A 23,548-nucleotide genomic window follows, 5' to 3' on the forward strand; every position below is an offset into this window, starting at 1 on the left:
TATCATCGAAGCATGTCATTAGCAGTAGGGCTTACAGATTAAGCATGTCTTGGTGTTTCCACTGTTGCACTTTTACCTGAGCTTCAAATTCAGTCAAACTGTCCTCAATGATACTCGAAATCAAAGTATCTAGCGCTGTATTATCAGTATTTATTTGTGCGACACCACGGGCAATTGCTACCATTAATGAGTCGAGAAGCTTAGGATCTAGGAGACGTTGATTCAGTGCGTAAACGACGTTTTCGCCTATGTTGTGCCCAACATGTTGTAACTGTGATTCAATCAAACTGCCAGCGATAGGAATCATGCGTAAATAACGACGTAGCTCAGGCGTATTGGCCAAACCTTCTTCAATGGCGTTGCCTACCTCGGTGGCTAAGATACTGCCTCCGCCTGATGCTGCTGTCAATTCCTGCAATTTTGGTGTTAGCTCTGTACGTAATAGAGACAATAACACTGCTTCGATCTCATCACGATTTCGCGAAATCGTCGATTCAATAAATGATTTGTGTGCCTCAGGGTCGGTCAGCTCCTGCCGAAAGTTTTGGATGGTTGTCAATATGACACGGTCCGATAACTCTTCTAGCAGTAAGTTGATATAGAACTTGATTCGATTAATCCATGGCTGGGGCAGTACTTGATAGCCAAGCTGATATAAGCGTCGTCCGATGACCACTGCTCGAAACAAACGTAAGGCGCGCAGCTGTGGAAAGCAGCCCAATACTTCATACCAGTGTACAAAAGGAAAAAAGAACCAACGGTAGTAGGACTTTTCTTTAATCGCAATCGCCCAACGCAGTGATAGCTCAATGATTAAGAATATCGTAAAGAACCCACCAGCAGTACGTAAAGGATCATGCAAGGTATTTTGATACCAACTGAGAGCCTCACCAATGGTCAGCCATCCTGCGATATGAGCACTAAAATTACTCATCAAAATAGCATCAATACTAATCAATAAGAGATCAATGCTAATGACGATCATCATTACGATGTCATAAGTTAGCTTTAAGCGATTTGGCTTGGGGTGATTTGGTCGTGACGGCTTATTATCCGGCAGATGAGGGGATTGGTCCGGTAATGACGCTGAGTCTAGCGGCGGGCTAGTAGTAGGAGAGGCGGGCACAGTCAAACCTTATAAATGATAAATGGCATAAGAAGTAAGCGGCTTAGCTAGGGCGTGACATAAATTAGATTGGGAAGCTTAAAATGAGAAAAATTGTAGATAAACAAGGAAGAAATTGCCGTTAATATGAACATATTGGCAAAATTACTGACGATGTTTAGCAAAATTTAGCCATTTTAAGGCCACTAAATATATTTATGTGCTAATTGACGATACGCCCGAATATAGCGTTATAAAAGTTGCTACTGTTTAGAAAATCATACGCTAATGACTGTTCACATTATCAATGAATAGGGCTAAAAAACAACCCATCTTTGATTATAATTAAGCATTACTATTTACGAGTTATCATTTAAGGTCAGTGTTTACAAAACTAGTGATTACTTATGACGCTAATACGCGCTCAATAAGGTTACTACTTTGCCTTTATTTTCTTAGTGGTTTGAAGCATCTTGGATTTTAGGGTTGGTGTCAAAATCGGCCAACATATCGGTAATGAGTCGGTCTTTTTCGCGCCATATTTGCTCAACCCAATCAAACATCTGCGCCTTTACCGCCTCATCATTTTCGTAGCCACCGTTTTGGATACCAGTAAATAATGAATCAGGTATCTCGATATATCGGACATCGACGCCCAAGCGCTTGATATTACCTTTCCATAGATCGCTATAAGTCGGTACACCATCGGGATAAACAATCGTCATATCGAGCATGCCATCGATATCTTCACCTAAAGCATTGATTGCCAATGATAGGCCGCCTGCTCGCGGTTTTAATAGGTGGGTATAAGGTGACCGCTGCTTAGCTTGTTTGGCTTTGGTGAAGCGCGTGCCTTCCAAGTAATTTAATAAGGTAAAAGGCTTATCTTTTAATAATGCACAGGCACGTTTGGCTTCTTCAATGTCCTTACCTTTTAATGCAGGGTTTTTCGCGACGGCTTCTTTGGAATGTCGGCGCATCATTGGAAAATCTAAAAAGTAAAAAGCTTGACCAACAATGGGGATATAGATTAACTCAAACTTGGTAAAGAACCGTGTCAATGGCAGGCGTTTTTCACCAATGTACTGCACGATACTGGTATCGACCCAAGACTGATGGTTGCTGACCAGTAAATATTTGCCATTGATATGAACATCATCGGGTAAGTTAATACGCCAGTCTTTACGCGGCAACATGTTATCTATTAAAGCATTGTTACTACTGATCCAATGAGTGGCAATTTTTATCACGGCTTTATCCGCAATAGAAGCACCAGTAATAATTTTTCCAACGCCCATCAACCATAGAGGAATACTACCACCGAAACTATTGGCTGCAATGACGCCAGTTGCCGTCGCAAGTGAGATTGCTTTTGCTAATTTAGGCGTGCGTTTGTGTATTTTTTTAATAGTGGAGGTCAGTCGCATGCTAATCCTTTTAGGTCAGTCTTATTGGTCTATAAGTTGTTCATAGTTTTATTGGTAATACTTTCGTCAAATACTCTTAAAAAAGATAAAAGAAATTAAAATTTTGATAAATATAGGTTTTCTATTTAGCAGGGTTATTTGTATTTTTTGGTCCTGAGAAGTTCCTATGGCATAATTTTAGCAGAAACAAATCATAGTGTACGAGTACAAACGTGACTTGTGATAACACCTTATATTTAGTAGTGAAAGGTCTCATATCAATGGTTAAAATCATAAAAAGTCAGTCTTCACTTCTCGTACACAGTTGTGACAAAATATTACACATAGTTAGACTGCAATTGCCATAATGATGAAGAGTATATGTAATTACATAGCGTCAACTAATAGACAATATTTATAAAAAGCACAATTTTTTAAACTTAAGAGGAAACATTATGCGTAATACATTAATGATTGCAGCAGTGGCATCAGGTCTAGTTCTTAGCGGTTGTGTTACTGATCCAACTACTGGACAACAAAGCTTGAACAAAACGGCGCTTGGAGGTCTAGCTGGTGCAGTTGGTGGTGCAGCAATTTCTAAAGCAACTGGTGGTGACCAGACTGGTCGTGATGCAGCTATCGGTGCCGCTTTAGGCGCTGGTGTTGGTTACTATATGGATCGTCAAGCTAAGCAGCTTGAGCAACAAATGGCGGGTACTGGTGTAACTGTTGAACAAAACCCAACGACTGGTAACATTGATCTTGTTATGCCTGGTAGCATCACGTTTTCATTCAATGATGCAACGCTTAGCCAATCATTCAAGCCTACGCTTGATAAGCTAGCTACTACCATGAACCAGTATAATCAAAACACCATTACTATCGCAGGTCACACTGATAGCGTAGGTTCAGATTCTTACAACATGGGTCTGTCACGTGATCGTGCCTACTCAGTTGCAAACTACCTAACGGCTCGCGGTGTTGCTTCTAACCGAGTTAATGTAGTTGCTTATGGTGAATCACGTCCAGTAGCTGATAACAGCACTGACTATGGTCGTCAGCAAAACCGCCGTGTAGAACTAACGGTTAATGCTCCACAGAGCGTAAACTAATTAATAGTCCGATATAACGATTGTTTAGATAATTATTATAAGTGTTGAAACTATTCATAAAAAAGATCAGCGATGAGCTGGTCTTTTTTTTGTGAGTTAAATTTGATGATTTCATTTGTTTTTTAGACTATGAAGCATCACTAGCATGAGACCAATATAGTAGGCAGGCACTTGAATGGTGCTTTTAATACGATTGCTTTTACGATTCAATAACTAGTGAAAGGCCAGTTCAAAATTAAATATTGATAATGATTATCAATACTATTATAATTTGTAAAGTTTTCTTAATGTTTTAATACTATATGTTTAGTTGTGCATGATAAAAAATCTATGCATAGCTAAGATAGCTTGCAGTAACACTGCACTAATATCATTGATGCTCTTTCATCAAAACCAATTTTTTTGCTATATTTTGAGGATATGTATGACAATTACTACCGTAATGAGCCGCAAGACTTTACCAACTACTTTAGCTGCCGCGCTTGCAGGGTTGTTATTGGTATCAGGTTGTACCAAGCAAACCGAAGAAAATACTGATACTAGTGCGGATACGCAAACAGAGGTGCAAAACTCAGAAGCTACTGACAGTACAGAGTTGTCAGCTGCTGATAAAGCGCACAATGACAGACTGATCAGCAGTTATGCAAACATGGCACACGCTGCATACAAAGACTCGCTAGATACGGCTAAATTGTTGCAAACTGCAGTAGAAACATACGTAGCAACACCAACTCAAGAAAACCTTGATGCAGCAAAAGCTGCTTATAAAGCTGCCCGCCAACCGTACTCACAAACTGAGATTTTCCGTTTTGACGAAGGTTTTGTGACTGAAAACGACAAACGTGCTATTGGTAGCGTCGATGGTTGGGAAGGGCAAATGAACGCTTGGCCACTTGACGAAGCATTGATTGATTATGTCAGTGACAGCTATGAAGGCGAGTACAACAGTCAAGACAATATCATCAATAGCGATACTATTACGGTTGGTAGCATCAATCAAGATACCAGTACCATTACGCCTGAGCTGTTAGCAGAGATGAATGAGATTGGTGGTAGTGAAGCCAATGTGACGACTGGCTACCATGCCATCGAATTCATGCTATGGGGTCAAGATACCAATGGCGTGAACGAAGGTGCTGGTAATCGCCCTGTGACTGACTATGCAACAGAAGCAGGTCAATGTACCAGTGGTGATACTGTCAATGATGATGCTGGTATATGTGTGCGTCGGGGCGAATTTTTGACATCCGCTACTCAGTTGCTAGTAGATGATCTAACCGCAATGGAAGCCGAGTGGCAGCCTGAGAGTGAAAACACCTTGCGTAGCGATCTGATGGCACGTAAATATGATAATGGTCTACGTCAGATTATGTATCAAATGGGCAGTCTAGCACTAGGCGAGCTGGCTTCTGAACGTATGCAGGTTGCATTTGTGACTGGCTCTACCGAAGATGAGCATGAGTGCTTTAGTGATTTGACACATCTGAGCTATGCCAATAATGCTCGCGGCATTCAAAACGTCTTTAACGGTAACTACAAGACAGTCGCTGGTAAAACAGTTGGCGGTTATGGTCTAAAAGACTACCTCGTCGATACTGACAATAAAGCAGCCGCTGATCAGCTGATTGCTGACTTTGCTAAAGTAGAAGCTGCATTCAACGTGATTGTTGAAAAAGGCGAAAAAGAAGGTGTTAAAATTGATCAAATGATTGCGACCGCCAGTCAAGTAAGCAATCAAGGTATCTCTGCTGAAGAACAAAACGTTCGCCGTGGATGGGTTGAGGCTGGTATCACTAGCTTGCAAGAGCTGACCGTTGGCATCGAAAATGCGGCAAAAGCTGTTGGCATCGATAACTTAGATGCTGATGCAGGTTCGCAATTTTAAGTTGAGAGCCATATATTCTCAGTATGTCAAAAGCTCAACTGTATTTGTTTATAATGCCTGATAAGTCGCTATAAGCTAGGGCATGTCCTCAATTCAATCGATAGTTATCTAAATGGGTTAAAAATGGCTAAATCTTGCCAAACAGCGTCAAATAGCTGACTAATATCTCGATATTATCTGCGCTATTTTCCTTGTTTGACTGCAATTTATCTCATTTTTATCACCATTTTTAAAATGAGGACACGCCCTAATGAGAATTATTTTCATAGTGAAATAATTTAGGTATAATACGCACGTTGTCGACCACAGTTGGCAACGTGTTTTTTTACCGTATTAAAATAGCTTGAGAGGTCGGTGCCTAGCTGTGCCTTATCGACTAAAAGTGAAGAACTTTATAGCCCGCGATTTTAATGGTTCTATGCTAGAACTAAGGTACTTTTTCTATGAACACCGCAAATTCTATGAACACCGCAAACGTCTCAAAAGTCAAAAAACCTGCCTCATTTTATTCCTCTTTCCTCATTAAAAACGCGCCATCAAAACTGACAATTAGCATCTTATGTGCGCTGTCTCTCAGTGCCTGTCAGCCGAACGACAGTACTTCTGATGATATTGATACTAATGAGCAGACTGCAATAGAGAATGGTGAAAACCAAGCGGTAGCTCCTGAACGTATTCAAGCGATAGAAACGCTCGCTGGTGTGCCAATGCAGCAGTTGGTAAGCTTTGACCCACAAGAGATCAAACAGGGCGGTGATACTGGTATCAGTATTAGTAGTGCGGAGAGTTACTCGAAGCCTTCATCCAATCTGACGGCTTCACGTAAAGGCTCATTCTTTATTGGTAATGCATTCTTTAAACAGCCATGGGTCATCGCACCTGCTAGTACCGATAGCCGTGATGGTTTGGGCGCGCTATTTAATGTTGCCGCTTGTCAGTCTTGTCATGTAAAAGACGGTCGTGGTCATGCGCCTATGAATGCCGATGATGATGCCGATAGCTTGCTCATTCGTCTGGCTATGCCTGCAACTACCGATGAGCAGCGTCAACAGTTACGGGATTCTTTGATCGAAAAAGTAGTGCATCCTATGTATGGTGGTCAGCTTCAGGATCGTGGTATCCAAGGTGTGCCTGCTGAAGCGAGAATTTCGGTACAGTGGACAGATAAACCAGTCACTTTTGCTGATGGTTATGTCGAAACATTACGTGCCCCTACTTTTAACCTAACCCAACCTGGTTACGGTAAATTAGATGATGAATTGATGGTATCACCGCGTGTGGCTTTACCTATGATTGGGCTTGGGCTACTGGAGCAGATTCCAGATGAGGCTATCAAAAATCAAGCTATGAAGTCAAAAGGTGATATTAGCGGAAAATTCAACTGGGTTATGGATCCGCAAACGGGTAAAAATGCACTCGGACGTTTTGGTTGGAAAGCGGGACAAACCAAGCTGATTACCCAAAATCAAAGTGCCTTTAATGAAGACATGGGGCTGACGTCAAATATCCGTCCTAATGAGTCTTGTATGCCGACGCAAACCGCTTGTCTGAATGCGAGGACGGGTGCTGATGAGCAAGGTAATGGAAAGCCTGCAGTTGAAGTTAACGATGACGTGGCAAAGTTTGTAGAATTCTATACTCGTAACCTTGCGGTTCCAAATCGCCGTGATGCGGATAATGAGTTGGTCTTGGCTGGCAAAAAACGTTTCTATGACATTGGCTGCCAAAGCTGTCATACACCAAGATATCAGTTGCCAAAAACCGACGATGATCGTCTTGAGCAGCATGGACAAGTGATTTATCCTTATACGGATCTGCTGATACATGATATGGGTGATGATCTTGCCGACCGTACGATTGCTGGCAAGCTACCACCAAAAGATGCGCAAGTTGAGTTTTTGGCCACTTCTTATGAATGGCGTACCCCTGCGTTATGGGGTGTGGGTCTTGCTCAGATTGTGGATCCACAAGCGACGTTTTTGCATGATGGTCGTGCTCGTACCTTGATGGAAGCCGTTCTATGGCATGGTGGAGAGTCTGAAAAACAACAGAAAGAAGTGCTTAAACTCGATAAACAAGGGCGTGCTGAATTGAATGCGTTCTTAAGATCATTATAAAAGTGCGGTTGTTTATTTACATTTAATACCTAAATAGGGCAGATATTAATAAAATAGTCTGCCCTATTACAGATACAGCGATTGAAATAATTATTCATATAAATACCGAGAAACCTATGAAAATAAACCATGCTTTAGCAATGGCGTTATCTGCATTAAGTGCTGGATTGCTAATCAGCTGTGTTAAGCCTGCTGATGACAATAAAGCACAAGAGACGGATAGCCAAGAAGTTGCGCAAGACAGCGCTGCTGCCAGCAGTCCAGCAGAAGAGAATGGTGATATTACTGCTAAGATTAATGCAGTAGACATCAGTACCGATACCGAAACCGCTTATCTGACCCATGTGGCTGATGACATTGTCATTCCAGCATATGCTGATGTGGCCAAGCAAAGTGACCTACTGCATGATTTGGCACAAACGCATTGCCAGTCAGGACCAGTTAGTGGTGAAGAGCTACAAACATTGCGCGATCAGTGGCTCGTCTTGGCACAAGCATGGGCAAGCGCTGAGATGATTAACTTTGGTCCTGCGACTGCCAGCATGAGTAACTTGTACATTAATTATTACCCTGACGAACGTGGCTTGGTACATAGTGGCGTTGCAGATCTAATCACTGCTAATCCGCAGCTGACCGCTGAGCAACTCGCTAACGAAAGTGCGATTGTCCAAGGTGTCCCAGGACTAGAAGAAGCACTATATGCGAATGACAGTTTAGACGCTGGCCAATGTGCTTATGTCATCAGTGCAAGCAGTGCGTTGAGCACACGCCTAAAAGAGATTGAGAAAAACTGGCAGCAGAATTCAACGCAGTTATTGGCAATCGATAAAGTAGCTGATAGCGACCAAGGACTGAACCAATGGTTCAACTCTTTGCTATCGTTGGTCGAAACCATGAAATCTAACGCTATCGATCAACCACTAGGTCTAACTGGTAAAGCGAAAGGCCATTTACCCGCTGCTACTGCCGCACAAAGTCGCGCGATTATCAATGCGAAGTTAGCGACATTGAATAAAGTGCTGACTGATCCAGTATTGACCGAAATACTAAACAGTAATAACGACAGCGAAGTGGGTAATAATTTATCAACCGAACTGGCTGAAACCACCACGCTACTGGCGCAAATGCCAGAGGATTTGGCGACGGCAGATAAAGACTCGCAGCAAGCGTTGTATGATCATCTAACGACGATAACACGCCTGATTAAACGTCAATTGATTCCAACACTTGGTATTCGTGTCGGATTTAATAGCACAGATGGTGATTAAGCTATGCAGACACAGGGTGATACAGTAAAAGATGCTACCGAAATAGACGCTACTGAAATAAATGGTATCAAGCGTTTAAGCCTACTAGATAGATGCTTTAAGCCGGAAGTGCTGAAAACGTCGGCACTGACAGCGCTTAGTACGGCAGCGTTGGTTGGAATACACCATCGCTATCGTAAGCAGCGTTATCCATCTGCGCGTTTGCAAGACTATGTGGTCGGTCTAGGTACGCAGTTTCAGTCACTGTCGTTACAGGTGTCATCACAGCTATCATTACTGACGTTACCCCAGTCAGCCGCTACGCAGCAATTATCAAGGCTACAGTACGCCTATCAACAGACTACCAATACTTGGCATCAGGCTTATCAAAGCTACCCATCGAGCATGGATTATGATGGCGATAGTTGTGTTGATAGCCATGTTGATAGTCGTATTAATAGTGCTGATGTGATTCCAGATTTTTCTACAGTCCATACTACTACCATGCTGGCACGTCCAGTATGTTGGGTGAGTGGTGTAGCGTCAATGCCGCAGTCAGTCGCTTTAACGAGCGATGAGGAAAGCGTCGATGGCTATGGGGTCGTCGGCATCGATTCAGATCGTCAAATCGTTTGGCAAACGACGATGCCAGAGCGTGTGCATGATATTGTCGTGCAGCCAGCGTTGTCTGACTCTCATAGCCAAGTAACTCGTGATGTCGTCGTCATGGGTCGCCGCCCTAGTGAAAAGTTTTGGGTGTTGGACACGGCAACTGGCCAAGTGAAGCATGCTATTGAAGCATCGGTTAATCGTCATTTTTACGGTCATGCTTGCTACAGCTTGGATGGCACGTTGCTGTATGTCACCGAAAATAATACGGTTGATTTAGCGGGTAAAGTTGGTATCTATGATATTAGCCACGGCTATCAAAAAATTGCAGAGTTTGACTCACATGGTATCGGCCCACATGAGCTGATTATGCATCCAGATGGCGAAATGCTCGTTATCGCGAATGGTGGTATTAAGACTGAGCAAGCCTCTCGTGAAGAGCTAAATTTAGATACCATGCGACCATCGCTGGTATATCTGAACCGTCATGATGGGGCACTGCTTGAACAGGTCATTCCTGAGCACAATCAGATGAGCGTACGCCATTTAGCCATGCACGATGATGGTACGGTGATGATTGGTATCCAGTTCCAAGGTGAGAGACATATCAATGTGCCATTAGTGCTCACACATAAGCGCGGTGATACTGATTTTGAGCCACTTACGATGCCGAATAATCAATGGCAACGCTTTCATCAGTATATCGCCAGTGTGGCAGTAGACAGTGAGCGTAACCTACTGTGTGTGACTACACCGATAGGTGGATGTGCGGCTATCTATGATTTAACCACTCGTGCTCTGATTGATACGGTAAGTTTGCCAGATTGTGCTGGGGCATCGGTATCATCTCGTGATAGTTATAACGAGTCTAACAGGCATAATACGCAGTTATCAGACAGTCAGTTATTGGGTTTTATCGTTAGCGATGGGCAAGGGCAACTGACAACTTTGAATGTGGCTCCATCAGCTCAAGCGGCAAACCAAAAAGATGAAAAACTAGATGAGAGAATGGCGTTAGCTGATCGAATTATTCAAGACAGTCAGCGACACAAAATGTCTTTTGATAACCACTTGCAGGCATTGTTGTGATAAGTGAGAGAGGCAGGGGATAACGATGGCTGCACAGGATACTACATCGTTATCAATACTCGCTAAGCAACAACTTGCACAAGCAGGCATTGAGCTAAAGGTTACTAAGAAACGTGTCAAAAATATCAATTTTCGTCTAAAACCACACCTGTTGATGGTGTCTGTGCCAGCATCTATGAGTGCTGCACAGATTGCACAGGCTGTTGCTCAGCGTGTATCGTGGGCAGTGGCTAACCATACACAAGTATTGGAACAATATAAGCGTAAACAGCACACCTTAACCGAATCCTCAACTTCCAATAGCCCTCTATTATTATGGGGCATAGCACAGTCCTTTGCGCTCAGCCCCGATGAAACAATCACCTATTATCGGCAACAGCTCTCCGACGTTATCCCTACTTTGTTTGATAAGTGGCAACCCATCGTTGGTGTCCGTGCCAATGAAGTCCGCCTAAAAAAAATGCATACACGTTGGGGTAGCTGCAATACGCGTGTGCGTCGGGTCTGGTTATCGGTCTATCTTCCCGCTTATCCCATTGAATGCACCGAATATGTCATCGTTCACGAGCTGTGCCATTTGCATCATGCCAATCATAGTTCGGCATTTTGGCAGACAGTAGCGACAGCGATGCCAGATTATCAACATTGGCATAATATGCTAGCAGGTAAAACGGGACAGCTAGATTAGATCTAATCTTCAATATCTGTAACGTTAATAAGCCAAACATGCTAAATTATAACGGTATATTTTGTACCGTTTAAATGAAATTTAGAGTTTATGATAGAGTCAGGTGGATAAGGATATTCTATGAACAATGTCAATCAGGCTGATTTTTGGCAACAGCGTTATGAGCAAGACAGTATCGGTTGGGACATGGGAGAGGTATCACCACCGCTGAAAGCTTATATTGATCAGTTGCCTGAGACAGCGAAAGGTCAGGCGATTTTAGTACCGGGTGCGGGCAATTCATACGAAGTAGGTTATCTACATGAGCAAGGTTTTACCAATGTTACCTTGGTTGATTTTGCGCCTGCCCCGATTCAAGCATTTGCTGAGCGTTATCCTGACTTTAAGTCTGAGCATTTAATCTGCGCAGATTTCTTTGATTTATCGCCTGAGCAATATCAGTTTGATTGGGTACTTGAGCAGACGTTTTTTTGTGCGATAAATCCAGCACGCCGAGATGAGTATATTGAGCAAATGGCTGCGTTGCTAAAACCTAAAGGTAAGCTGATCGGTTTGCTATTTGATAGAGATTTTGGGCGAAAAGAACCACCATTCGGTGGTACGAAAGAAGAATACCAACATCGTTTTGAAAGTCTTTTCGATATCGAAACGATGAAGCCGAGCTATAACTCGCATTCTGCACGGCAGGGTAGTGAGCTATTCGTTAAACTGCGCGTGAACTAGTAAGTTAATCTCACGCTTGATATTATCCCGAGCTTGCGCTTCTAACTGTTCATAGTAATAGTCAGTCAGATAGAGTTTGGGATGGGCTAATAACCCTTTTAAGACGGCCATTCGTCCGGCGCAATAATCTGCTATCGGAACATGCAGGTATTCTTGGCGTACCGCTTTGGCATATTTCTCATATGCCGACCACGAGGCACCCAAAATACTTAAATCCATATCCAATAAATACGCTGCATCGCTATAGCTGTTTTTCTCTTTAGCTATATCTGACCATTCATCAATCTTGTCAATTTCATGGCTAGCAGTCATCATAATCAGGGCATATATATGTTGGCATTGACCAGCGTCTAAATAATGCCCTAACACTTCTACTGCAAATTCTGCACTTTTTAGCTCATTGTCTGAGCGTGTCGGCTCATATATCACATCATGATAATACATTGCTAATGCGATAATATCTGGCTCGTTAAGGTGGGATTTAATCTGTTCGAACTGTCCAAATAACTGCTGAATATGGTGCAGGGTATGATAGGCGCGTTGTTCTTCGTTATAACGCACAGCGATATCTTGCCAGAGTGCTTGTGTTTCTTTTGGCGTGACATCACTATTAATAGCAGATAGATGAACATAGAAACGATTGCCTAGCTCAGTGTGCATTTGCGACAACTCGTTCATATTCATCCTTTATAACCTACCATTTATGCTTTATTGGCCGCATCTTCAAAAGCTTGCTTGAATACTTTACCCAGTAGATTGACATCATCGACACGGGCGTAATTCAGACGGGTGACGAAGGCAATATGGCGATGAGGGCCTTGTTCAGCTAATGGCACCGCGACGGCGTTCTGGTTTTGGAGATGAAGCTGATCTAACGCCATCTCTGGTACCAACGTTGTACCCATGTTGGCAAGTGCCATTTGAATAAGCGTGTTCAAACTGGCATCTGAAAAGCTTGATTTCATCTGTGCACGATCAAAATGACAGACAGAAAGCGTCTGATCGGTCAAGCAGTGCCCTTCGCCAAGTAGCATAAGGTTGGCGGTTTCTAGCTCATCTGCATTGATGGTTTCAAGCTTGGCGTGTACATCATCTTTTGGGAAGACTGCAAAGAAGTCTTCGCTCCAAAACTCAAAGCTATGTAGCCCATCTACCGCATAGGGTAGTGCAATAATAGCAGTGTCGATATGACCGTAACGTACTTGCTCTAGCAAGCGCTCTGTCTGTTGCTCAACGATGGTCATACGAAACTCTGGATGGTGAGCTCGCAGGGCAGGCAATACTTTTGGTAGTAGGTACGGCGCAATCGTTGGAATGATGCCGACGGTCATCGGATACGCAAGTGGTGATTGATGACTGTGGGCGCGTGTGGTCAAATCGCTGACTTCAGAAAATACCCGCTGCGCCCGCGTTAGAATGTCTTCGCCAATAGGAGTAATCAATACTTGCTTATTATTACGCTCAAAAATCTGCGTGTCCAATTGCTTTTCTAACTCGGCAATACCCAAGCTTAGCGCAGACTGAGAGATGTTACAGTCTTCTGCTGCACGTTTAAAATGACGGTGTTTGGCCACTGCTAGGGCAAACTCGAGCTGACGTAAAGTAATCATAAAATCTCTCTATTAGTGGGCTTTTAACAGGGTACACTGCGGCGACTTATTTGGTATATCCGTCCGATATCTGACCTCGGTGTCACCTTAATGTAATCTACGTGTTATATAGTCAATGACGTATCACGCACTGATGATAAAAAATAGAGATAATAGTTTAACAAGTTTAATAAAACAAAACATCACATTAAAAACTTTTAACTGGATTAACAATAGAATTCGCGTATAGTTTGTCAGGTAGCCCAAAGTATGAAAGGCTTAACAGAAACATCCATACCAAATAATTCCAATTAACTTAACTATAAAGGAGCCAATCATGGCGTCTATCATCAATCAAGAAATCCCAGAATTTTCAGCAGATGCGTATGTAAACGGTGAGTTCAAAACCATCACTTCAGAAGACGTGAAAGGTAGCTGGGCTATTTTCTTATTCTACCCAGCCGATTTTACTTTTGTTTGCCCAACTGAACTTGAAGATATGGCTGCTCATTACGACGAGCTAAAAGGCCTAGGCGTAGAAGTATACTCAGTATCAACTGACACTCATTTCACGCATAAAGCATGGCATGATTCTTCAGATGCAATCGGCAAAGTACAGTATCCAATGATCGGCGATCCTACTGGTAAAATCACCCGCGGTTTCAACGTTATGATCGAAGAAGCTGGTCTAGCTGAACGTGGTACGTTCTTAGTAGATCCAGATGGCTTGATTCAAGTTGCTGAAATCCATGCTGGCGGTATCGGCCGTAGTGCAAAAGACATGCTACGTAAAGTAAAAGCAGCACAGTATGTTCGTGAAAACGACGGCGAAGTTTGCCCAGCAGCTTGGGAAGCTGGTCAAGAAACGCTAAAACCAAGTCTTGATCTTGTTGGTAAAATCTAAGTAATGGCCTAAACAGTCAAATCATTTAGATATTTATAGTGTTGTATATAAAGCTACTGATTATATCAATACTATAAACAAAGACCCCATCAGCATAAGTTGATGGGGTCTTTTTATGTCGTTTACTAACCAGAATCTTTATTGCGTAATCATAAATCAAGCATTAAGCATGAGATTGTAATTTGTTTTTATCGATTATTTTATAAATCTCATCTTTTAGTTGCAGCTTTCGCCGCTTCATCTGTTCTATTTCTTCATCACGGCTAGCATGCTTTACCAAATCTTTTTCCAGATGATTAATCTGTTGATCAAGCTGAGTATGTTCATCAAAAATATTGGCAAAATGGCTGTCTTTTTGCCTAAGTTCAGTAATAACATCTCGGTTGTCTTGCAAAGTATCAGTCTTTCTCATGTGTTCATCCTTGTTATGAAGCGCAAGCTAACAATAAGCATCCGCGCATTGTCGTTATGATGTTGAGACTTGATTTTTATTAAGCCAAAACGTTCACTCAATATTGATAAGGCTTAATACCAGCAGAGAGGCCTCATGATAAACCTATGAAAAAGCCAATCTGTCATGCGACAAATAAGAATTCTTCTTATCGTCCTCACTTGATTGTAGCGAAAAAACAACCTCGATACTATGATAATTAATCTGCATATGAATTAATATTTAATTTTAAATAATGATTTACGATTGGTTTTATAAAACATAAGATTTAAGTTTCTCAGCTTGCCCAAATGTCTCAAACCTATGATAATAGAGACATCAAAGGGCATAAGCTTACTGCCTATAATATTTTAGATAAAATTATTAATACTAAATAACCTATATTTGAACGCGCAATATAATAGTTGCCGTTACATATCCAGTAATGAAGAGGAACAAACATGATAGATCAAGGTTTATTAGACGCGATTAAGAGCTACAGTGAAAACATGACTCGTCCTATTACCTTTGTATTGGGTAGTGGTGAGCATAGCAAGCGTGCCGAATTGATTGATTTTTTGACTAAAATCGCTGGTACGACGGATAAAATCAATTTTGATGCCACAGCGAACGATGACAGTCTGCCAAGTCCAATCAGTTTTAAAGTAGTTGGCCATATCGACGGCGCATCGACAGATACGGGTATCGTTTTTAGTGGTATCCCAGGCGGTCATGAATTTACCTCGCTAATTTTGGCTATTTTACAAGCGGGCGGTCATACTTTAAAGCTAGATGAAGGTGTGCAAAAACTCATCAAGCGTTTCAACAAGCCGCTACAGTTTCAGACGTATGTATCGCTTTCTTGCCATAGCTGTCCAGATGTCGTACAGGCGTTGAATCAATTTGCGCTACTCAATGATGACATCAGTAATGAGATGATCGATGGTGCATTGTTCCAAGAGCAGGTAGAAGCGAACAACATCCAAGGTGTACCAGCAGTATTTTTAAACGGCAAGCCTTTTGCCAATGGTAAAATCGACACGGCTAAATTGATTGAGAAGTTACAAGAGCAGTTTCCTGACTTGTTAAACGAAGCCGATGAAGATGATGCTGATCAATTAGAGCAGCAAGATGTTACCATCATTGGTGCAGGTCCTGCAGGGGTGGCGGCTGCGATTTACACCGCCCGTAAAGGCCTAAAAGTAACGATAGTTGCTGACCGTATCGGTGGTCAGGTCAAAGACACGCAAGACATCGAAAACTTGATCTCTGTACCATTAACGAACGGTACTGACTTATCAAACAACTTTGTTAAGCATCTGCACGAATACAACATCACGCTAAAAGAACATGTGAGCGTGAAAGAAATCAGTGAAACTGAAGATGAGAACTACCGTATCCATCTGAATACTGGTGAGACGTTTGAGACTCGTAGTATTATCCTAGCGACAGGTGCTCAATGGCGTAAGCTTGGCGTACCGGGCGAAGACGAGAATATCGGTAAAGGCGTGGCTTTCTGTGCTCACTGTGATGGACCTTTCTTTAAAGGTAAAGATGTATCGGTCGTTGGTGGTGGTAACTCTGGTATTGAAGCCGCGATTGATTTATCAGGTATCGTAAAACATGTCACCGTATTCGAGTTTGCTGATGATTTAAAAGCGGATCAGGTATTAATCAACAAGGCCAAAGAAAAAGCCAATATTGATATCATTACCAGCGCGGCGACCAAAGAGATTAAAGCCACAGATGGTAAAGTTAGCTCTATCGTTTACGAAGACCGTAATTCGGGTGATACCAAAGAGTTAGATTTGGCAGCGGTGTTTGTACAAATTGGCTTAGTACCGAATACTGGATTTATCAAAGGTTTTGTTGATTTGAACCGTTTCGGTGAGATTGAGATTGATGAGCGTTGCCGTACGGATCGCAAAGGTATCTTCGCTTGTGGTGATGTAACGACTGTGCCATTTAAACAGATCAACATCGCGATGGGTGAGGGTAGTAAAGCAGCTCTATCAGCGTTTGAATATTTAGTCATGCAATAAGCTGTTCAGATCCAAACCGTAAAGTACCAAAGTTAGTCTAAGAAGCCACCTCTGTTGAGGTGGTTTTTTTGTGGAAAATGATTTATACCTTGTGAAATTTTAAAAATTAACTTATGTTCGTTAATGTTTTTATGAGAACCTTAATAATGAAAAATAAATATGCAATTAGCAAAAATAGTCATTGGCTTAAATATTTAGCTTTTATATTTTTAATATTCAGTGTTACTCACGTTTATGCAGCACAAACAGTCGATGAAATTTTGAATGAATATTATCCATACTATAACAAGAAGCTTGAGTGCCAAAGTGTAGTGGTCGATTCAAGTTTTTATGGCGTGTTCTCTGATAGTGACAACAAAGCTGGTTACTGTGTTGAGATAGATCGTCAAGTTATGGTTGATACCGATGTAGGTAAACGACTCTATGTATTAGTTACTGGTGATATAGCATTTGGTGAGCATGACGAGGGGCTGACAGACAGTAATGACGCTCTTTTTTACCAAGGATTAGTTGGTATGTTTGTCTTAAAGCCAAATGGTGATGGCTGGAAAGTAGAATCAGCCAGTCCTATCATGAGTGCGGGTGCACAAGGCATGGGAATACGTGACTGGAAGTTAATGCATTTAGCGCCCAATAAGTGGGGCTTTATAAATGAGGATGGTTATGAATATTCGGGTTATGTAGTAACCAGCTTGGTTGTACTAACGCCTAATGGGAAAAATATTATTAAAAGCTCAATCATTAATAGTAATTTTAGTGCCTATAATGATCTTTTTAACGATGAGGTGAAACGGTTATGCGATGATATCAAAGCTAAATTGCAACACATTGATACGAGTAAAGTCATTAATGGTTTTTATCCTTTATCCTTTAACCTTTATGGTTAACGGTCGAAAAGATAATAAGACCTATAATAATCAGGGTTATAAAATAAATTACGAGCAAAAAAAAGGGTATCAAGCGCCTGAAAATTATCCAATGAAATAGCGTCTACAGTCCTAGAGGAAATAATTTTGCGTTGTTTAAATATAATACTCTTAAAGAGAGTAGCTTTAATGATGACTGTTTTTTTCAGTAGTCATGCGCTAGCAGACATGCCTCAAACCAATAGCGCCATATCAAATGAGACTCTTATGGCTGTCTTAAAGTCCTATTATCCACTCTATAACCAAGAGTTTAAGTGTCATGGTGTAATATCTGGTGGTTATACGTATGATAAAGGACAAAAAGAGGGATTTGGTTATTGCGTTAAAATAGACCGTCAGATAATGGTTAGAACAAGCAAAGGTATGCGCCTTTATATCATGGTGACAGGGGATCTAGAGTTTGATGCTAATGGTGATAGAACATTGAAAGGTCATGCTCTATCTGGACTAGCAGGTATGTTCATACTAAAACCTAATGGTAACTATTGGCAAGTTGAGTCAGCAAGTCCTGACATGAGTGCTGGAGCTTCAGGCTACGGTTTACACGATTGGAAGTTGCTTAAGCTCGGTCCTGAGAAGTGGGGATTTGTAAATGAGCATAGTGACTTACATCAAGGATACTTTGAGTCAGGTTTTATAATTCTATCATCTGTGGGGAATAGTATTGTAGATAGCTTTATAAACAGTGAGTTTAGTAATGCTGGAACAGGCCTTTGCGGCGAAGAGCCGTTGCCTGCATGCGAAGATATAGACGTAAAAATTCATTCAATCGACAAATCTAAAGTTGTAAGTGGCTATTATCCGTTGCAGCTTATCGTCAATGGCAGTATTGATGGTAAAACTTATAAAAATGTCATCTATACCAGCTATTTTAATGCAGAAAAAGGCTATCAGGTGCCTGATAATTATCCCTTAGAAAGATGGTAGTTAGACAAAGAGCAAGATAGATTGATTTTTAATCGAATCTATCTAATCTAGTTTCAATAAAGGTTAGTTCTTATTCCGAATCAACGCAATAACTGGCAGCGCAATCACATACATCAGCACACCATATACCGCCGCAGGTAAGGCAATGGCAGGCAGGCCAACAGCTGTTCCCATAATAATAGGCGCTAAAGTAATTGCAGTCGTACTGTTCTGAATACTCGTCTCTATAGAGATGGTTTTGGTATCAAACCAGCTCAGCTTTAATAATTTAGAGGTTAAAATACTGAATATAAATAAAGCCATAATAATAAGAACAAGCTCAAGCCCCATTGATGTCAACTGTGACTTTAGCAGCTCCCAGTTAGAAGCGATGGCAGCGAAAACTATTAATACAAAGAAGATACTGGCCAAGCCATTCAAAATGCTACTTCGGCGTACCATAAATTTAGTGAATTTATAGCGAGCCAGCATACCAAGGGTAACCGGTAACGTCGTCAAGAGAAACATGACAGCGCCAATCTTTACCGCGCTAATAGAGCCTGTTTGGTCTTGCATAAAGTGGTTAAAGGCTAAGGTGATTAGGATGGGCAATGTAATGACTGATAACAGGCTGACCACGCCAGTGAGAGCGACTGACAGTGCGACATTGCCTTTGGCGTAATAGGTGAGCATGTTGCTCGTGACACCACCTGGACAAAAGCTAATCAGCATAATACCAAAAGCAATTTCTGGTGGTGGTGCCATTACTAGGATGACTGCCAAAGCAATCAAAGGCACGAAGATAACTTGATTAATTAGGCCTACAAAAAAAGCTTTGGGAGAGTTCACGATTACCTTAAAGTCACTGGGTTTTAGCCCTGTTCCTAAGGTAAACATAATGTAGGCAAGAGCCAGTGGGAGTAAAGCCAGAGCAGTACCGCTCATAAAACATTCCTTGTTGAATTAAAAGCCATATTAAAATGACTTTCTAAATAGAACACATTCCTTGTGTCTCTATCATCTTAAGTGTTATTAAAAATTTAGTAAACCTTTCACCTGAATTTTGATGTGGGTTGGATTCATGTTAATCCGCCAATGCCCCAACCAATGAGACTATCTGGCCTGCTTCATCTTCTTCAATGATACGAGTTTCTTTGAGCGCAGCTTTTCGCCACGCTTGTATATGAGGGTTATTTAGCATTATCTCACAGTACTGCTTGGTCATTGGTTTTAACTTTATGCTCGAGGCATCCGCATAAGTCTGCAAGCGTAGAACTACAGGGGCAAAAAAAGCATCGGCAGCAATGAATTTACCAAACAGGTAGCTGTCTGTTGAGCGAGATTTTGAACAATCCGCAAAGATATCTTCTATACGGGCGATATCACTCAAACATGCAGCACTTGGTTGTATTTTCGCAGTGGCTCGTATATTCATTGGCATCTCACTACGAATACCCATCAGCCCTGAATGCATCTCAGCGACGATGCTCTGACAGTAGGCGCTATTTATTCTGTGTCTATTATCATCAGTAGTGTCAGCGTCAGATTTGCTTAATCCGGTCCAAATATCTATATCTGTAAAGTACTCATTCACATGCATCGCAATAGCTAGGGTATCCCAAACGGTGACCTTATTATCACCTTGACCATATACTAAAACGGGCACCTTTCCCGTTGGCGCGTGATCTTCAAGAGTTTGCTTAGATGACGGATGAAGCAACTCGATCAGCTGCTCATCAAAATCAATGTCGAATGCCTTTAGTAATAACCAAGCCCGCAATGACCATGACGAATAGTTTTTATTACCAATAATGAGTAAAGGTTTTTGCGAATTGCTCATAATGATGTCCTATTAAGTTTGATAAGTAGCATCTAATTATATTCTCAGTACTACAATCTTATTAGTACGATATTCTATTAGTATTGGAGCAATAGCAAGCTCATTATTAACGATAGCTCTAACAGAAAACGCCCATCCAAATGTTGGACGGGCGCAATTATCAATGGTCTGTAATGATTGTCTTAATTCATCAAGCAACGAATTAGTCGTCTAACAAATCCATTTGTTTGGCTGCTTCATAGATACCGTTTGAGCGGTTACCCGTACGGCAGAATATCAGCATTGGCTGTTCTGCTTGATTAAAAAAGTCAGCAAACGTTTCGACGTGCGTTTGATTTAGCTCATTACCTGCAAAAGAAATCTCTTTATAAGCAAGCCCTGCTTCTTTCGCAGCTGCTTCAATATCAGCGCTGGTCGGTTGATTTGGTTCTTCACCATCTGGACGGTTGTTAATGATGGTTTTGAAGCCGTTTTCGGCAATCATTGGTACTTGGTCAGGGGTGATTTGTCCAGTAAAGCTAACTTGATGGCTCATAGGAGCTCCTTGTTATTTTTTATATGAAAAAGTGACGTGTTTGGTCTGTAACGACTGTACTAAGCCTAAGCTGAATGCGCAAAATTCTAAAGATGAGCTATGTAAACATCGTAACAGTTTTTATAAATGCATCGGTTTTTATGAATCCAACAATGCTATAGCAGACCTTGCATTAAGGCACTTTGATACAGCAGTTTGGCGCGTGCACCAGTACCACAGAACATCAGTATAGGTTTGGGCATAGAGTGATAAAAATCAGCAAACTGTTCGACAGTCAGTATGCTTAAGCGCTCATCATCAAATGGTAGGTGATGATAGGTCAAATTGGCATTTGCAGTTGCACTGGCAAAGTCACAGCTATTCGGCTGCGTTTCTGTCTCAGCATCAGGACGAATATTGAGCACAGAGCGGTAGCCAAGCTCAGCAATTTTGAGACATTGGCTTGGATAGATTTGCTTATAAATAGTGATGTTATCGGTCATAAGTCGCTTCGGTTACGGGTATAAAAAGGCATTTGAAAATAGAAGTATGGCTAGATGCCGTTTCTCTATAGTATGTTTAATGACTAGCATAACACAGCTTTTATCATAGCTATATCTTGCCACAGACAATAATGGTCATTGATTTAGTCTATAAGCGTTGGTTCATATATCCTTTAGCGCATCTACTGCATCCATCGTACTTAAATAGACGTGTCCTGAGAGGTCGGTGATCACAGGGGTATTTTCAATGATATCCATGACAGGCCCTTTGATAAAGCTAAAATTTAAGTGCTTATCCTGAATCAGCAGCTCTTTATTTAAGCTGATGAGCATCTCTTGTCCAGTCAAATCAATGTGATTGACGGCTGACATAATAAGGACAACCTCGTACGCTTGAGGGTATTGTTGGGTGGCGTGTATCACGCGGCGGTGCACGGATTCACTATTACCAAAAAACAAGCTTTCATCGACACGTAACATCAATAAGTGACTAAACGTCAGAACATCATGACGATTGATATTGCGAAAATGCCCCGTGCCAGCTAACTGTCCGACGATGGCCACATGTGGTTTGCTCGATTGCCAAATCAGGCTAGCAAACGACACCATAAGACCAATGACTAGGCCTGTATTTAGCCCGAAAATCAGCACACCTACAAACGCCGCCATAAAGCTAGCAGCATCCAGACGGTCACGTTGCCATGCTGACTTCAATGTCGTGATATCAATGAGGCTGATAATAGAGGCCATGATGGTCGCGCCTAATATCGCATAGGGCAGGGGTGATAATGCACTACCAAAAGCGATCAAGGCTGCAATCATAACCAGCACCGTTACCAAACTTGCAACAGGCGTTTTGGCACCTGAGTCAGCATTGATAGCCGTGCGAGAAAATCCGCCAGCGACTGCAAAGCTTTGAAAGAACCCACCTGCAATATTGGAAAAGCCAAGTCCAGTCAGCTCACGATTGGCGTTAAAGCTTTCACCGCGCAGGCGGGCATAATTGCTAGCGACTGAACTGCTCGAGACAAACACAATCAGCGCCATTAGCCCTGCGCTAGGTAATAAGTTGAGGGCGACATCGAAGTTGGGTACATAAGGAAAGGTAAAGGTCGGTAGCCCTTGCGGAATATCACCAATCGTTGCCACACCGCTTGTGGTCCAGTGTAAGCTCATACTCATAACAATCGCAATACCGAGCAGGATAAGCGGAAACAAACGCTCTGCCCATTTAGCATACGTAGATGGCAACCAAGATTGCCACACCCATTTACTTGCATAGCGGTTGGCAACCAAAAGAGCAAAAGCGATCACACCAATAAGTAAGGTGAGCGGATGCAGCTGACGAGCATACAGTTGCATACTAGATAAATAGCCGAATAAGCCATTTCCCGCTATGGGAATAGCCGTTAAGTATTTCAGCTGACTGATAAAGATAAGTACCGCTGCACCACTGATAAAACCAGCAGAAACCCCGCGACTGATAAACTGCATGATCCAACCAAGTTTTAGCCAACCGGCTAGCGATAACATCGCCCCAACCATCAATGATAACAAGCTAGCCATTAACACATACTGTTGAGCGCCTTCTGCCGCATAAGGATGCAGACTGCTGGCCGTCATAATCGCAGTGATAGCGACAGGCCCCACCGCTTGAATATTACTCGAGCCTATCCATGCATAGACCATGACGGGTACGATAGCGGCGTATAGGCCGTATACAGGTGGCAGCCCTGCTAGCACCGCATAACCTAAGCTTTGTGGAATCACGAGCACACCAACGACCAATCCTGCGATGACGTCAGTCGGTAGCGCAGACAGTTTGTATTGACGCAGCCAAGCAGGAATTAGACGAGTGGCAATAGAAGGCATAACAATACCTCGTCAGAGTAAAAGAACAATTATTATCTAGC

21 protein-coding genes are annotated in these 23,548 nt (G+C 42.1%); 11 read left to right on the forward strand and 10 right to left on the reverse strand.

All coding sequences use genetic code 11. From position 1 onward, the window contains the following. Nucleotides 1-31: 31 nt before the first annotated feature. Nucleotides 32-1,126, reverse strand: a complete 1,095-nt coding sequence (locus I6E61_RS12275; RefSeq protein WP_197135040.1) for a hypothetical protein — start codon at nt 1,124-1,126, stop codon at nt 32-34. A gap of 434 nt (nt 1,127-1,560) precedes the next feature. Then, nucleotides 1,561-2,532, reverse strand: coding sequence for an acyltransferase (locus I6E61_RS12280; RefSeq protein WP_197135041.1), 972 nt, complete (start codon nt 2,530-2,532; stop codon nt 1,561-1,563). Between the two features lie 434 nt (nt 2,533-2,966). Here I6E61_RS12280 and I6E61_RS12285 point away from each other — a divergent pair, with 434 nt between their 5' ends. From I6E61_RS12285 to I6E61_RS12315, 7 genes are all read left to right on the forward strand, one after another. Then, nucleotides 2,967-3,623, forward strand: coding sequence for an OmpA family protein (locus tag I6E61_RS12285; RefSeq protein WP_197135042.1), 657 nt, complete (start codon nt 2,967-2,969; stop codon nt 3,621-3,623). Nucleotides 3,624-4,047: 424 nt separating this feature from the next. Next, on the forward strand, nt 4,048-5,508 hold the full coding sequence (locus I6E61_RS12290) for an imelysin family protein (RefSeq protein ID WP_197135043.1): 1,461 nt from the start codon (nt 4,048-4,050) through the stop codon (nt 5,506-5,508). A gap of 443 nt (nt 5,509-5,951) precedes the next feature. Further along, complete coding sequence (locus I6E61_RS12295; protein WP_227685895.1) at nt 5,952-7,625, forward strand: di-heme oxidoredictase family protein; 1,674 nt, start codon at nt 5,952-5,954, stop codon at nt 7,623-7,625. 116 nt (nt 7,626-7,741) lie between these two features. Next, nucleotides 7,742-8,893: an imelysin family protein gene (locus tag I6E61_RS12300; protein ID WP_197135044.1), complete on the forward strand. Its 1,152-nt coding sequence runs from the start codon at nt 7,742-7,744 to the stop codon at nt 8,891-8,893. A 3-nt stretch (nt 8,894-8,896) separates the two neighbouring features. Then, nucleotides 8,897-10,570: a DUF1513 domain-containing protein gene (locus tag I6E61_RS12305; RefSeq protein WP_197135045.1), complete on the forward strand. Its 1,674-nt coding sequence runs from the start codon at nt 8,897-8,899 to the stop codon at nt 10,568-10,570. Between the two features lie 25 nt (nt 10,571-10,595). Further along, nucleotides 10,596-11,258: a M48 family metallopeptidase gene (locus I6E61_RS12310; protein WP_197135046.1), complete on the forward strand. Its 663-nt coding sequence runs from the start codon at nt 10,596-10,598 to the stop codon at nt 11,256-11,258. A 120-nt stretch (nt 11,259-11,378) separates the two neighbouring features. Continuing rightward, the gene (locus I6E61_RS12315) at nt 11,379-11,981 is read left to right on the forward strand and encodes a methyltransferase domain-containing protein (protein WP_197135047.1); all 603 of its coding nucleotides are present in this window, start codon (nt 11,379-11,381) and stop codon (nt 11,979-11,981) included. On the opposite strand, the gene I6E61_RS12320 is transcribed toward I6E61_RS12315, so the two are convergent. Next, a complete protein-coding gene (locus tag I6E61_RS12320; protein WP_197135048.1) occupies nt 11,955-12,659 on the reverse strand; it encodes a hypothetical protein in 705 nt (234 codons plus the stop codon). The two genes, I6E61_RS12315 and I6E61_RS12320, sit on opposite strands and share 27 nt — an antisense overlap. A gap of 23 nt (nt 12,660-12,682) precedes the next feature. Next, nucleotides 12,683-13,591 (reverse strand): hydrogen peroxide-inducible genes activator, encoded by a 909-nt coding sequence (locus I6E61_RS12325; protein WP_197135049.1) that lies wholly within the window; start codon nt 13,589-13,591, stop codon nt 12,683-12,685. A gap of 316 nt (nt 13,592-13,907) precedes the next feature. Between I6E61_RS12325 and ahpC the strand changes: the two genes are divergently transcribed. Continuing rightward, nucleotides 13,908-14,474, forward strand: a complete 567-nt coding sequence (ahpC, locus tag I6E61_RS12330; RefSeq protein WP_197102143.1) for an alkyl hydroperoxide reductase subunit C — start codon at nt 13,908-13,910, stop codon at nt 14,472-14,474. Between the two features lie 163 nt (nt 14,475-14,637). Here ahpC and I6E61_RS12335 read toward each other — a convergent pair whose 3' ends face one another. After that, entirely contained in the window at nt 14,638-14,886 is a 249-nt protein-coding gene (locus I6E61_RS12335) for a YdcH family protein (protein WP_110924013.1), read from the reverse strand. 479 nt (nt 14,887-15,365) lie between these two features. Between I6E61_RS12335 and ahpF the strand changes: the two genes are divergently transcribed. From ahpF to I6E61_RS12350, 3 genes are all read left to right on the forward strand, one after another. Next, the gene (ahpF, locus tag I6E61_RS12340; protein ID WP_197135050.1) at nt 15,366-16,946 is read left to right on the forward strand and encodes an alkyl hydroperoxide reductase subunit F; all 1,581 of its coding nucleotides are present in this window, start codon (nt 15,366-15,368) and stop codon (nt 16,944-16,946) included. A gap of 146 nt (nt 16,947-17,092) precedes the next feature. Next, nucleotides 17,093-17,833 (forward strand): hypothetical protein, encoded by a 741-nt coding sequence (locus I6E61_RS12345; protein ID WP_197135051.1) that lies wholly within the window; start codon nt 17,093-17,095, stop codon nt 17,831-17,833. 246 nt (nt 17,834-18,079) lie between these two features. Continuing rightward, nucleotides 18,080-18,799: a hypothetical protein gene (locus I6E61_RS12350; protein WP_227685897.1), complete on the forward strand. Its 720-nt coding sequence runs from the start codon at nt 18,080-18,082 to the stop codon at nt 18,797-18,799. 63 nt (nt 18,800-18,862) lie between these two features. Here the strand turns inward: I6E61_RS12350 and I6E61_RS12355 are convergent, their stop codons facing one another. The 5 genes from I6E61_RS12355 to I6E61_RS12375 form a co-directional block, all read right to left on the reverse strand. Then, on the reverse strand, nt 18,863-19,723 hold the full coding sequence (locus I6E61_RS12355) for a bile acid:sodium symporter family protein (RefSeq protein ID WP_197135053.1): 861 nt from the start codon (nt 19,721-19,723) through the stop codon (nt 18,863-18,865). 139 nt (nt 19,724-19,862) lie between these two features. Beyond that, nucleotides 19,863-20,618, reverse strand: coding sequence for a glutathione S-transferase family protein (locus I6E61_RS12360; RefSeq protein ID WP_197135054.1), 756 nt, complete (start codon nt 20,616-20,618; stop codon nt 19,863-19,865). Nucleotides 20,619-20,820: 202 nt separating this feature from the next. Then, nucleotides 20,821-21,153 carry a TIGR01244 family sulfur transferase gene (locus I6E61_RS12365; RefSeq protein ID WP_110924009.1) on the reverse strand — a complete coding sequence of 111 codons (333 nt, stop codon included), beginning with the start codon at nt 21,151-21,153 and terminating at the stop codon, nt 20,821-20,823. A gap of 155 nt (nt 21,154-21,308) precedes the next feature. Further along, nucleotides 21,309-21,635, reverse strand: a complete 327-nt coding sequence (locus I6E61_RS12370; RefSeq protein ID WP_197135055.1) for a sulfur transferase domain-containing protein — start codon at nt 21,633-21,635, stop codon at nt 21,309-21,311. A 162-nt stretch (nt 21,636-21,797) separates the two neighbouring features. After that, the gene (locus tag I6E61_RS12375) at nt 21,798-23,507 is read right to left on the reverse strand and encodes a SulP family inorganic anion transporter (protein ID WP_197135056.1); all 1,710 of its coding nucleotides are present in this window, start codon (nt 23,505-23,507) and stop codon (nt 21,798-21,800) included. Between the last annotated feature and the right edge of the window lie 41 nt (nt 23,508-23,548).

Source organism: Psychrobacter sp. NZS113 (assembly GCF_015864825.1).
Classification (GTDB): domain Bacteria; phylum Pseudomonadota; class Gammaproteobacteria; order Pseudomonadales; family Moraxellaceae; genus Psychrobacter.

Coding starts and splice junctions, on each gene's coding strand:
- I6E61_RS12280 (WP_197135041.1), bottom strand. CDS start 2,532: ATGCGACTGACCTCCACTATTAAAAAAATACACAAACGCACGCCTAAA.
- I6E61_RS12285 (WP_197135042.1), top strand. CDS start 2,967: ATGCGTAATACATTAATGATTGCAGCAGTGGCATCAGGTCTAGTTCTT.
- I6E61_RS12290 (WP_197135043.1), top strand. CDS start 4,048: ATGACAATTACTACCGTAATGAGCCGCAAGACTTTACCAACTACTTTA.
- I6E61_RS12295 (WP_227685895.1), top strand. CDS start 5,952: ATGAACACCGCAAATTCTATGAACACCGCAAACGTCTCAAAAGTCAAA.
- I6E61_RS12300 (WP_197135044.1), top strand. CDS start 7,742: ATGAAAATAAACCATGCTTTAGCAATGGCGTTATCTGCATTAAGTGCT.
- I6E61_RS12305 (WP_197135045.1), top strand. CDS start 8,897: ATGCAGACACAGGGTGATACAGTAAAAGATGCTACCGAAATAGACGCT.
- I6E61_RS12310 (WP_197135046.1), top strand. CDS start 10,596: ATGGCTGCACAGGATACTACATCGTTATCAATACTCGCTAAGCAACAA.
- I6E61_RS12315 (WP_197135047.1), top strand. CDS start 11,379: ATGAACAATGTCAATCAGGCTGATTTTTGGCAACAGCGTTATGAGCAA.
- I6E61_RS12320 (WP_197135048.1), bottom strand. CDS start 12,659: ATGAACGAGTTGTCGCAAATGCACACTGAGCTAGGCAATCGTTTCTAT.
- I6E61_RS12325 (WP_197135049.1), bottom strand. CDS start 13,591: ATGATTACTTTACGTCAGCTCGAGTTTGCCCTAGCAGTGGCCAAACAC.
- ahpC (WP_197102143.1), top strand. CDS start 13,908: ATGGCGTCTATCATCAATCAAGAAATCCCAGAATTTTCAGCAGATGCG.
- I6E61_RS12335 (WP_110924013.1), bottom strand. CDS start 14,886: ATGAGAAAGACTGATACTTTGCAAGACAACCGAGATGTTATTACTGAA.
- ahpF (WP_197135050.1), top strand. CDS start 15,366: ATGATAGATCAAGGTTTATTAGACGCGATTAAGAGCTACAGTGAAAAC.
- I6E61_RS12345 (WP_197135051.1), top strand. CDS start 17,093: ATGAAAAATAAATATGCAATTAGCAAAAATAGTCATTGGCTTAAATAT.
- I6E61_RS12350 (WP_227685897.1), top strand. CDS start 18,080: ATGGCTGTCTTAAAGTCCTATTATCCACTCTATAACCAAGAGTTTAAG.
- I6E61_RS12355 (WP_197135053.1), bottom strand. CDS start 19,723: ATGAGCGGTACTGCTCTGGCTTTACTCCCACTGGCTCTTGCCTACATT.
- I6E61_RS12360 (WP_197135054.1), bottom strand. CDS start 20,618: ATGAGCAATTCGCAAAAACCTTTACTCATTATTGGTAATAAAAACTAT.
- I6E61_RS12365 (WP_110924009.1), bottom strand. CDS start 21,153: ATGAGCCATCAAGTTAGCTTTACTGGACAAATCACCCCTGACCAAGTA.
- I6E61_RS12370 (WP_197135055.1), bottom strand. CDS start 21,635: ATGACCGATAACATCACTATTTATAAGCAAATCTATCCAAGCCAATGT.
- I6E61_RS12375 (WP_197135056.1), bottom strand. CDS start 23,507: ATGCCTTCTATTGCCACTCGTCTAATTCCTGCTTGGCTGCGTCAATAC.